This is a genomic window from Streptomyces sp. NPDC057307, assembly GCF_042667665.1.
Taxonomy (GTDB): Bacteria; Actinomycetota; Actinomycetes; order Streptomycetales; family Streptomycetaceae; genus Streptomyces.
Window position 1 is genome coordinate 1 of record NZ_JBHUZM010000201.1, and the last position, 10,573, is coordinate 10,573.

Genomic DNA, 10,573 nt, shown 5'->3' on the forward strand with positions numbered 1-10,573 from the left:
GGTGCCGAGGGGACGGCACCACGCCGGCGCGTCATCGCGCGACGAGTCAGAAGACCGGGGTGCCGTCGCGCGTGAGCTTCCAGTCCACCGAGGCGAACCGCGCGGGGTCGACGGTCTTCTCCGTCTGCACCCACGTGATGATCGTGTTCCGGATCTCGTCCGGATTGGCCCACAACTGCTGGGCACCCGCCACATGCGGGAAGTTCCCGCCGCCGCTCGCCCGGTAGTTGTTCACCGCCAGCACGAACTTCGCCGCCGGATCCAGCGCCTTGCCCTCGAAGGACAGATTCACGATCCGCGAACCGGCCGGCTGGGCGATGTCGATGTCGTACGTCAGCCCCGACACCACGTCGTAGTTGTAGTCCGGGATGTTGTCCGCGTTCGTCAGCTTCGACGTGTCCACCGGCGCGCCCGCGGCCGTCCGCACGTAGTACTTGGCCGAGAACTCCAGATAGTCCTTGATCTGGGCGCCCGTCAGCAGCCGTGCCTCCAGGGTGTTCTCGAACGGATACAGACCCGCCGCGTCCTTGATCGTCACCTCGCCCGCCGGGATCCCCGCCGTACGCGAGAAGCACGACGCCTGCGACAGCAGCGGCAGCGCCGCCCACTCACCACCCGCGAGACCGGCCTTCACCGTCTCCGTCTGCACATGGTTGATCAGATCGATCAGCGGCTCGTCCCGCCACGGCGCGTCGACCGTCGTCATCGCCGCCGTCGACGTCCCGATGACCTGGTTGACATAACTCACCACCTTGCGGTGCTCGTCGACCAGCAGCCCCGTGATCTTCTTGTCCTCGTCCACCGTGTTGGAGTTGAGGACCTGCGCGCCCACCTTCTCCACCGACCAGCCGCCCCGCTCCCACACCAGGTCGAAGTCGAACAGCGTCAGCCGCTGCCCCCACTTCAGCGGCTCGGACAGCACCACGTCCTTGCCGGTCTCCTTGTTGGTGACCCGGTACTCCGGAATCTCACTGTGCGCGTGACCGACCAGAATCGCGTCGATGCCCGGCACCTGCTCCGCCACCAGACCGGCCGCGTTCTCGATGTGCGGAAGCTGATTTCCGTAGGAGGACGTACCGCTCGACCCCGAATGCGCCGACACGATCACCACATCGGCGCCCATCGACCGCAGCTTCGGCACCCACTTCGCCGCCTGCTCCTCCAGACCCGGGAACGTCATCTTCCCCTGGACGTTCACCTTGTCCCAGATCGCGATGCCCGGATTCGTCAATCCCAGCACCGCCACCCGCACATCACGCCCGTGCGGCGTCCGCAACCGCTTGATCACATACGGCGGGAACGCCGGCCGCAACGTCTTCGCGTCCAGCGCGTTGGCACCGAGCAGCGGGAAACGGCACTGCTCCTCGAACTTCCGCAGCACCGGAATGCCGTAGTTGAACTCGTGGTTGCCGAGCGCCGCCGCGTCATAGCCGATCGCGTTCATCGCCTGCGCCATCGGATGCACCGGGCCGCGCTTCGCCGTGATCGGATCGATCTTGGCGTAGTAGTACGAGAGCTGGGTGCCCTGGATGGTGTCGCCCGCGTCGATGAGCAGGGTGTTGCCCCGGCCCTTCTCCTTACGGATGCGGTTCACCAGCGTCGAGATCTTGGCCAGTCCGACGTCGTTGCGGTCCTTGTCGTCGAACTCCTTGTCCGTGAAGTAGTCCCAGTTGAAGACATTGCCGTGCAGATCCGTGGTGCCCATCACCGTGAACGAGTACCGCTTCGGCGGACGGCCATGGCCGGCCCCGTGACCGGCGTCCTGCTCCCGCGCCGCCGCGGGCACGGCGGCGCCCCCGGCGATCGCCACACCGGCTCCGGCGGCGGCGGAACGCTCCAGGAACGTCCTTCGGTTCAGCGGCATCGCTACTCCCTCGATCTCGTCATCCACCCGCACAACGCGCGTAGACAAGGCGGCTAGATTCTGACGCAGGAACGAAGAATCGAACACCCCCAACGGGTTTCGATCCGGTGACTGCCGAATGTCGTGCCTCGTCGGGAGCCGGATGGCAGAGTGACCGGACAGGTATGCGAGGCGTACGCCACGCCCCCCAACTCGCCGCCGTACGAGGGAGAAACCACCCGTGACCACCGACGCACCCGCCCCCACCGCCGCGCCCTACGGCACCCCCGAGGCCCCCAGGGTCGCCGTCCGGGGCGAGGCGCGCCTGGAGTTCGACCCGGAGATCGCGACCGTCGACATCTCCGTCGGCGCACGCGGCACCGACCGGCGCACCGCCCTCGAAGACCTCACCCGCCGCAACAACGAGGTGCTGGCCCTGATCAAGTCCTACGGAGACGCCGTCGAGAGGCTGGTGACCGGCTCCTTCTCCATCAACCCCGAACTCACCCGGCACGGCCGCGGCGAACGGATCCGCGCCTACCACGGCAGGGTGAACATCAGCGCCCAGCTCACCGACTTCACCGCACTCGGCGAACTCACCACCCGCCTCGCCGACCTCGAACTCACCACCGTCAACGGCCCCTGGTGGGCCCTGCGCCCCGACTCGCCCGCCCACGGCGAGGCGCGGCGGCAGGCGGTCCGCGAAGCCGTCCAGCGGGCCCGCGAGTACGCGGCGGCCCTCGGCGCGAACCTCGCCGCCCTCGTCGAGCTCGCCGACATCGGAGCGGAGAACGCCGCACCGTACGCGACGCGTGCCCCCGCGTACGCGATGAGTTACGGCGGCGCCCCCGAGCCCGCCGGCGCACCGCCCGCACTCGATCTCGAACCGCAGCGCCAGACCGTCTACGCGCAGGTGAACGCCCGCTTCACGATGACACCGCCCGTCCTCTGAGCGCTCCCCGGACTCCGGCCGCCGTCAACTCCCGAATAATGCTCATCAGAGCACCGGTGCGCCCACTTCAACAGTTGTCAACAACCCTTCATGCAAAGGTTGTTGAGTAGTCATGTGAGACCAATTACCTACCCGGCGGTAAGGTTTAGTCTCGAACCATGCGCCGAGCAAAAATCGTCTGTACTCTCGGGCCCGCCACCGACTCGTACGACCAGATCAAAGCACTGGTCGAGGCCGGAATGGACGTCGCCCGCTTCAACCTCAGCCACGGCAGCTACGCCGATCACGAACAGCGCTACCAGCGCGTACGCAAAGCCGCCGAGGAAACCGGCCGCAGCGTGGGCATCCTCGCCGACCTTCAAGGCCCGAAGATCCGCCTCGGACGCTTCCGCGAAGGCCCCGTACTCCTTGAACGCGGCGACGAATTCACCATCACCGTCGAGCCCCTCGAAGGCGACCGCCACACGTGCGGCACCACCTACGAAGGACTCGCCGACGACGTGACCGCCGGCGAACTCATCCTCGTCGACGACGGCAAGGTGACCCTGGAGGTCACCGCGGTCGACGGCCCCCGCGTCCGCACCACCGTCGTCGAAGGCGGCATGGTCTCCGACAACAAGGGCCTCAACCTCCCCGGCGTCGCGGTGTCCGTCCCCGCGCTCTCCGAGAAGGACATCGACGACCTCCGCTGGGCGCTGCGCATCGGAGCCGACGTCATCGCGCTCTCCTTCGTGCGCAGCGGACGCGACATCGACGACGTCCACCGCGTCATGGACGAGGAGGGCCGGCGCGTCCCCGTCATCGCCAAGGTCGAGAAGCCGCAGGCCGTGGAGAACATAGACGACATCGTCGCCGCGTTCGACGGCATCATGGTCGCGCGCGGTGACCTCGGCGTGGAGATGCCGCTGGAGCAGGTCCCGATCGTGCAGAAGCGCGCGATCAAGCTCGCGAAGCGCAACGCGAAGCCGGTCATCGTCGCCACGCAGATGCTCGACTCGATGATCGACAACTCCCGCCCGACCCGCGCGGAGGCATCGGACGTCGCCAACGCGGTCATCGACGGCACCGACGCGGTGATGCTGTCCGGCGAGACGAGCGTCGGCAAGTACCCGGTCGAGACGGTCCGCACGATGAGCCGCATCGTCGAGGCGGCGGAGGAGGACGTCCTGGCCAAGGGCCTCCCCCCGCTCACCGAGCGCAACAAGCCCCGCACCCAGGGCGGCGCGGTCGCCCGCGCGGCCGCCGAGATGGGCGACTTCCTGGGCGCGAAGTTCCTGGTCGCGTTCACACAGTCGGGCGACACGGTCAAGCGCCTCTCGCGCTACCGCTCACCGATCCCCCTGCTGGCCTTCACCCCGGACCCGGCGACGCGGGCGCAGCTGAACCTCACGTGGGGTGTGGAGGCGTTCCTGGGTCCGCACGTGGACTCCACGGACGCGATGGTCGAGCAGGTGGACGAACACCTGCTACGGATCGGCCGCTGCGACAAGGGCGACGTGGTGGTCATCACGGCGGGCTCCCCACCGGGAGTCGCGGGCTCGACGAACCTGGTCAGGGTCCACCACGTGGGCGAGGACGACAGCCCGAAGTAGCCGGGTGTCGGGCCGGGGGTCAGTGCTTCGGCCCGACGTGGGTGTCCATGAGGGCGACGGATGCCGTCTTGGCGACGGAGATGTTGCGCGCGTTGGCCTTGCGCCATGAGACGCCGAGGCTGTCGAGAGTGTCGGTGAACAGGCTCAGAATGTCGGCGGACTCGTTCGTGAAGAAGTACCGGGGGTACTCGTAGCGCTTCGTCGCGCCGCCCACCGCGCGAGTGGTCCAGTTCGTGATCCGGCATCCGTCGGAGTGGATCAGGCCGCGAATCAGCTCCCAGGGGTGGGCGTCGACGATCTCCCGTTGCCAGCGGACGAGTTCGATGGGCCGGTCGTGCTTCTTGCCGGGGCCGTGCTGTGGGAACAGACACGGCCAGTGCCGGTCGTAACTGCTCACCATGACGCATCCCTGCTTCTGGACGACGCTCACTGAGGCGCCAGGCCGGACAGCGACGATCGCCGCGCGGCACAGTTCGATGAGTCCGGGCCACGCGTCCGCGCAAGCGATGCGCAGATAGTGGCCGCCGCGCGGATGCGGGCTGACGCAACCGTCGCCGAGATAGAGGCCGAGGAGATAGGAGTAGGACGCCTGCTCAGTCGGGCGCGGTGGGCAGTCCCGCGCCATGCGGGGCAGGGGCTCGACGCGCACGTGCCATGCGCGGATCGCGGACCGCGATACACCGGTCACTCTGCTGACCGAGTTGAGGCTCCGGCCTTGGGCGACGAGTTCCAGAGCCAGTAGACGCGTCTTCAGGTCGTACATGCGACCGAGCCTGACTCGAACTCGGCAACGCGGCTGGAGAACGCCGCTCATTCGCACCTTCGCGTGAAGATCGCGAGTTCTTCCGCGACCTTGGAATTGAAGGAAGAGTGCCCCGGGTGGGACTCGAACCCACACTGGATGCTGTTTGAGAGCACTGCCTGCTGCCGATTGGGCTACCGGGGCTCACAGAATCAAAGGTTTCCTCTGACCCGCTGCGCACTCACCATACCGTAGCTAGGTAGGCTCGTGCTGAGCAGTATCTGCCAGTTACGAGGAGCCTCAGTGACCGCCCCCGAGTCGCCCCAGCCCGTCGCCGACGACGACAAGTCGCATGTCCCGCCCCTGACGACCCGCGTCGTCATCGCCGAGGACGAGGCGCTCATCCGTCTCGACCTCAAGGAGATGCTCGAAGAAGAGGGCTACTCCGTCGTGGGCGAGGCCGGTGACGGTGAGCGTGCCGTCGAGCTGGCCCGTGAGCACCGGCCCGATCTTGTCATCCTCGATGTGAAGATGCCCGTCCTCGACGGCATCTCCGCCGCGGAGCGGATCGCGAAGGAGTCCATCGCCCCCGTCCTGATGCTCACCGCCTTCTCCCAGCGCGATCTCGTGGAGCGCGCCCGGGACGCCGGTGCCATGGCGTATCTCGTGAAGCCGTTCAGCAAGAGCGACGTCGTGCCGGCCATCGAGATGGCCGTCTCGCGCTTCAACGAGCTGAAGGCGCTCGAACAGGAGGTCGCCGACCTGACGACCCGCCTGGAGACGCGCAAGCTCGTGGACCGCGCCAAGTCGATCCTCCAGACCCAGTACGGCCTCACGGAGCCCGCCGCGTTCCGGTGGATCCAGAAGACGTCGATGGACCGGCGGCTGTCGATGCAGCAGGTCGCCGAGGCCGTCATCGAGGACGACGAGGAGAAGAAGGCCGCGAAGGGGCAGTAGGGACCACGTACAGACGGGAAGGCCCGCACCCCCGAGGGGGCGCGGGCCTTCTCACGTACGTAAGCGGGGACTCAGTCCTCGCCCAGGTACGCCTTCCGTACCGACTCGTCGACCAGCAGGTCCTGCCCGGTGCCCGAGAGGACGACCTTGCCGACCTCCATCACATGGCCCTGGTCGGCCAGTGACAGTGCCGCCTGGGCGTTCTGCTCGACGAGGAGGATCGTCGTGCCCTGCGACTTGAGTTCGGCGATGGTCGCCATGATCTTCTGCATCATGATCGGCGAGAGTCCCATGGAGGGCTCGTCCAGCATGAGCAGCTTGGGCTGGGACATCAGCGCCCGTCCCATGGCGAGCATCTGCTGCTCGCCGCCGGAGAGGGTGCCCGCCGCCTGCTTGCTGCGTTCGCCGAGGATCGGGAACAGCTCGTAGGCGCGCTTGATGTCCCGCTCGATGCCCGCCGTGTCCTTACGGAGGAAGGCGCCGAGCTTGAGGTTCTCCGCGATCGTGAGCCGGGGGAAGATCCGCCGGCCCTCGGGGGAGTGCGCCAGGCCCATCGCGACGATCTTGTGCGCGCCGACGCCGTGCAGCGGCTTGCCGTCGAAGATGATCCGGCCCCCGGAGGGCTTGAGCAGCCCGGACAGGGTGCGCAGCGTGGTCGTCTTGCCGGCGCCGTTGGTGCCGATGAGCGTGACGATCTGACCGGCTTCGACGCTGAAGGAGATGCCCTTGACGGCTTCGATCTTGCCGTAGGCGACCTTGAGGTCCTCCACCTCCAGTAGTGCGGTCACTTGGTGTCTCCTTCTGTGCCTGCCGTGCTGTGTGCCTCCGCGGCCTCCACCTCGGAGACTTCCTCGGCGCCGGGGGCGCCCTCGTAGGGGGTGCCGAGATAGGCGGCGACGACCCGCTCGTCGGCCTGGACGACCTCGGCGGTGCCTTCGACGAGCTTCTCGCCCTGGACGAGGACGGCGACGCGGTCGCACAGGTTGAAGATGAAGCGCATGTCGTGCTCGATGACGAGTACGGCGATGCCCTGGTCGCGGATGGCGAAGACCAGGTCCTGGGTGGTGCGGGTCTCCTGCGGGTTCATGCCGGCGGTGGGCTCGTCCAGGAGGAGCAGGCCCGGGTCGCTGGCGAGTGCGCGCGCGATCTCCAGCTTCCGCTGCTCCCCGTAGGGGAGGTTGCGGGCGAGGTGGTCGCGCTTGGCGGCGAGGCCGGTGAACTCCAGGAGTTCCATGGCGCGTGCCTCGGACTCCTTCTCCGCCTTCTTGAAGCCGGGTCCGCGCAGGAGCGCGGACCAGAGGCCCTCCTTGGTCCTGGTGTGGCGTCCGACGAGGACGTTCTCCAGGACGGTCATGTTGGCGAAGAGGCGGATGTTCTGGAACGTACGGGCGATGCCTGCCTTGGTGACGAGGTGGGACTGGTGCGGCAGGACGGTGCCCTTGTAGCTGACGGTGCCGTCGGTGGGGACGTACAGACCGGTGAGGCAGTTGAAGAAGGTGGTCTTGCCCGCGCCGTTGGGGCCGATGAGGCCGACGATCTCGCCGGTGTTGACCTGGAGGTCGACGTTCTGTACGGCGGTGAGTCCGCCGAACTTCTTGGTGACGCCGGTGGCCTGGAGCACGGGTACGCCGGTGGCGGTGGCGGCCTTGGGGGATCCGGCGCCGGTGGGTTCGATGTCGGTGGTCATTCGGGTCACACCCCCGCTTTGCTGAGGCCGATATCGCCCTTGGGGGCGTCCAGTTGCCCGGTTTCGTGGAATTCGAGCTGCTTCCTGCGGTCGGCGATGAGGCCCTCGGGGCGGAATCGCATGAGCAGGATCAGCGCGATGCCGAAGAGCAGCAGCTGGTAGTCGGACATGAACTGGAGCTTCGCCGGGATGAGGTAGAGCAGCGAGGCGCCGATGAGGGGTCCGCTGACCGTGCCCATGCCGCCGAGGATGACGGCGGCGAGCAGGAACGCCGAGTTCGGCGGGACGGCTTCGACGAACTTGTACTGGGCGGGGGTGACGGTGAAAGTCACGTGTGCCTGTACGGTGCCGGCCATGCCGGCGAGGGTGGCGCCGAGCGCGAAGGCGAGCAGCTTGAGCCGGAAGGCGTTGATGCCCATGGCCCTGGCCGCGGTCTCGTCCTCGCGGATGGCGACCCAGGCGCGGCCGATGCGCGACTGGTCGGAGCGGCGGAAGACGGTCACCACGATGATGGTGAACAGCAGCATCAGCAGGTAGTAGTTGGAGAATCTGCCGAGTTCGACGCCGAGGATCGTATGTGGTTCCCCGAGGTTGAACCCGAAGAGGTCCAGGTCGGGGATGTTCGGGATGCCGTTGGAGCCGTTGGTGACGTCCGGGCCCGACGATCCGTCGAGGTTCTGCATGGTGATGCGGAAGATCTCACCGAAGCCGAGGGTCACGATGGCCAGGTAGTCGCCGTGCAGTCGCAGGGTCGGTGCGCCGATGACGACGCCGAAGACCAGGGAGGCGCCGGCGCCGCAGAGGACGGCGGCCCAGAACGGGAGCTGGAAGCCGATGGTGGACGACGGCGATCCGGAGACGAGGGCGGCCGTGTAGGCGCCGACGCCGAGGAAGGCGACGTATCCGAGGTCGAGCAGGCCGGCGAGGCCGACGACGACGTTGAGTCCGAGCGCGACGGTGGCGAAGATGAGGATGTTCGTACCGATGGAGGCGTACGCGTCGTTGCTCTGGGTGAACGGGAACGCGAAGGCGGAGACGAACGCCGCGGTCACGGTCACGTTCTTGTGCTTGGACGTGAGGCTCGCGAGGCGGCGGTTGAGGCCGGCGCGGGAGATCGCGGTGGCGGCGAAGCCGACGAGGAGGATGTAGCCGATGAAGAGCTCGGCGGCCTCGGTGTCGATGCCGTAGGTGAAGACGTACAGGCCGAGCCCGAACGAGGCGGCGATGATGAGGATTTCGGCCCAGCCGGGGAGCGGTGCGGCTTCCTTGGGCGTGGCGGCCTTGAAGGACTGGACGAACCGCTGCCAGATGTTGGGGTTGTCCTGGTCGCTGGGGACGTCGCGGGGGAGCCCGAGGGCGGCGACGAGTGTGATCAGCGAGGCCGCGGCGGCGACGTAGCCGCCCGGTTCGAGGTTGGCGAGGCCGCCGAGGTTCACGGCGATCGCGATGACCGTGTACCAGGTGGTGGCGAAGGTGCCGAGGGCGAAGAGGAGGACGGGGCTGTTCTTGCCGCCGGGGGTGAGCCAGCCGAGGCCGCGTACTCCGTAGCCGGCGACGACGAACAGCAGTGTCAGCAGCGCACCGGTGAGGGTGAGCAGTTGGAGGCCGCCGGGGTAGCCGGTGACGGTGAGGTCGCCGGGGAATTCGGAGGTCCAGGTCCAGGCGAGGAAGGTGCTCGCGAAGGTCGCGACGGCGCCGATGGCGGCGCCGAGGCTGGCCGCCGAGGGCGGGAGGCCGATGACGGGGCGGTTCTGCCGGGGCTCGGGGGCCGCGGTGTTCGTTTTCGTCGTGGTGGTGGTCATCGGTATCACGCCCGATCCGAGACGCGTGCGCCGAGTAGACCTTGTGGCCTCAGCAGCAGTACGAGGATGAGGAGGACGAACGCCCACACGTCCTTCCAGGCGCCGCCGCCGAGCTGCGACATGCCGGGGATGTTCTCGATGTAGGCGGTGGCCATGGATTCGGCGAGGCCGAGGACGAGGCCGCCGATCATGGCGCCGTAGATGTTGCCGATACCGCCGAGGACCGCGGCTGTGAAGGCCTTGAGTCCGGCGATGAAGCCCATCTTGAAGTTGACCTCGCCGTACTTGAGGCCGTGTGCGACGGCCGCGATGGCGGCGAAGGCGGCACCGATGGCGAACGCGGTGACGATGATGCGGTCGGTGTTGATGCCCATGAGCTTGGCCGTGTCCGGGTCCTGCGACGTGGCCTGCATGGCACGTCCGGTGCGGGTCTTGGAGACGAAGATGCCGAGCGTGATCATGCACAGGGGTGCGGCGATGAGCAGGAAGAGGTCGCCGCGGCTGATGGCGAACGCTCCGAAGTCGAGCCTGCCGCCTTCGAATTCGGGGAAGGGGCGGGACTTCGTGGCGTCCGGGTAGAAGGCCCAGATGGCTTGCTGGAGTGCGATGGAGAGGCCGATCGCGGTGATCAGTGGTGCGAGCCTGGGGGCGTCCCGCAGGGGCCGGTAGGCGAAGCGTTCGGCTCCTACGGCGACGAGCACGGAGCAGGCCATCGCCATGAGGATCATGAGGGGCAGTGCGAGGAGCAGGCTGGTACCGCTGGGCAACCAGAGGAATACGGTCAGCGCACCGAAGCCGCCGATCATGAATATCTCGCCATGGGCGAAATTGATGAGCTGGACTATGCCATAGACCATCGTGTAACCGATTGCGATGAGTCCGTACAGCGCGCCGAGTAGCAGGCCGTTGGCAAGTTGCTGCGGCAGATCGTTCACCGCGGGGCCTCCGAATGAGTGGGGTCAGATACGGCCGCGCGGGGGGGGGGGGGGGGCGCGGGG

Annotated in this window: 9 protein-coding genes and 1 tRNA gene; 3 read left to right on the forward strand and 7 right to left on the reverse strand. The window is 67.5% G+C overall.

The window, feature by feature from the left end; all coding sequences use genetic code 11:
- Positions 1–46: 46 nt before the first annotated feature.
- Positions 47–1,864, reverse strand: coding sequence for a bifunctional metallophosphatase/5'-nucleotidase (locus ACFUN8_RS35210; RefSeq protein WP_383646928.1), 1,818 nt, complete (start codon positions 1,862–1,864; stop codon positions 47–49).
- 220 nt (positions 1,865–2,084) lie between these two features.
- Here ACFUN8_RS35210 and ACFUN8_RS35215 point away from each other — a divergent pair, with 220 nt between their 5' ends.
- Together ACFUN8_RS35215 and pyk are read left to right on the forward strand one after the other, a co-directional pair.
- The gene (locus tag ACFUN8_RS35215; RefSeq protein ID WP_383646930.1) at positions 2,085–2,795 is read left to right on the forward strand and encodes an SIMPL domain-containing protein; all 711 of its coding nucleotides are present in this window, start codon (positions 2,085–2,087) and stop codon (positions 2,793–2,795) included.
- Positions 2,796–2,953: 158 nt separating this feature from the next.
- The gene (pyk, locus tag ACFUN8_RS35220; RefSeq protein ID WP_383646932.1) at positions 2,954–4,387 is read left to right on the forward strand and encodes a pyruvate kinase; all 1,434 of its coding nucleotides are present in this window, start codon (positions 2,954–2,956) and stop codon (positions 4,385–4,387) included.
- A 19-nt stretch (positions 4,388–4,406) separates the two neighbouring features.
- Here the strand turns inward: pyk and ACFUN8_RS35225 are convergent, their stop codons facing one another.
- Both ACFUN8_RS35225 and ACFUN8_RS35230 read right to left on the reverse strand, forming a co-directional pair.
- Positions 4,407–5,150, reverse strand: a complete 744-nt coding sequence (locus ACFUN8_RS35225) for a helix-turn-helix domain-containing protein (RefSeq protein WP_383646935.1) — start codon at positions 5,148–5,150, stop codon at positions 4,407–4,409.
- 108 nt (positions 5,151–5,258) lie between these two features.
- Positions 5,259–5,333 (reverse strand) — tRNA-Leu (locus ACFUN8_RS35230).
- Positions 5,334–5,432: 99 nt separating this feature from the next.
- Here ACFUN8_RS35230 and ACFUN8_RS35235 point away from each other — a divergent pair.
- The gene (locus tag ACFUN8_RS35235) at positions 5,433–6,086 is read left to right on the forward strand and encodes an ANTAR domain-containing response regulator (RefSeq protein WP_383646937.1); all 654 of its coding nucleotides are present in this window, start codon (positions 5,433–5,435) and stop codon (positions 6,084–6,086) included.
- A 71-nt stretch (positions 6,087–6,157) separates the two neighbouring features.
- Here ACFUN8_RS35235 and ACFUN8_RS35240 read toward each other — a convergent pair whose 3' ends face one another.
- From ACFUN8_RS35240 to ACFUN8_RS35255, 4 genes are read right to left on the reverse strand one after another with little or no spacing between them, the layout of a single operon-like run.
- The gene (locus ACFUN8_RS35240) at positions 6,158–6,874 is read right to left on the reverse strand and encodes an ABC transporter ATP-binding protein (protein WP_383646939.1); all 717 of its coding nucleotides are present in this window, start codon (positions 6,872–6,874) and stop codon (positions 6,158–6,160) included.
- Positions 6,871–7,773, reverse strand: coding sequence for an ABC transporter ATP-binding protein (locus ACFUN8_RS35245; protein WP_383646942.1), 903 nt, complete (start codon positions 7,771–7,773; stop codon positions 6,871–6,873). The genes ACFUN8_RS35240 and ACFUN8_RS35245 overlap by 4 nt, the downstream gene beginning before the upstream one ends.
- A 5-nt stretch (positions 7,774–7,778) precedes the next feature.
- Positions 7,779–9,575 (reverse strand): branched-chain amino acid ABC transporter permease, encoded by a 1,797-nt coding sequence (locus ACFUN8_RS35250; RefSeq protein WP_383646943.1) that lies wholly within the window; start codon positions 9,573–9,575, stop codon positions 7,779–7,781.
- A gap of 5 nt (positions 9,576–9,580) precedes the next feature.
- On the reverse strand, positions 9,581–10,510 hold the full coding sequence (locus tag ACFUN8_RS35255) for a branched-chain amino acid ABC transporter permease (protein ID WP_356585880.1): 930 nt from the start codon (positions 10,508–10,510) through the stop codon (positions 9,581–9,583).
- Positions 10,511–10,573: the final 63 nt, after the last annotated feature.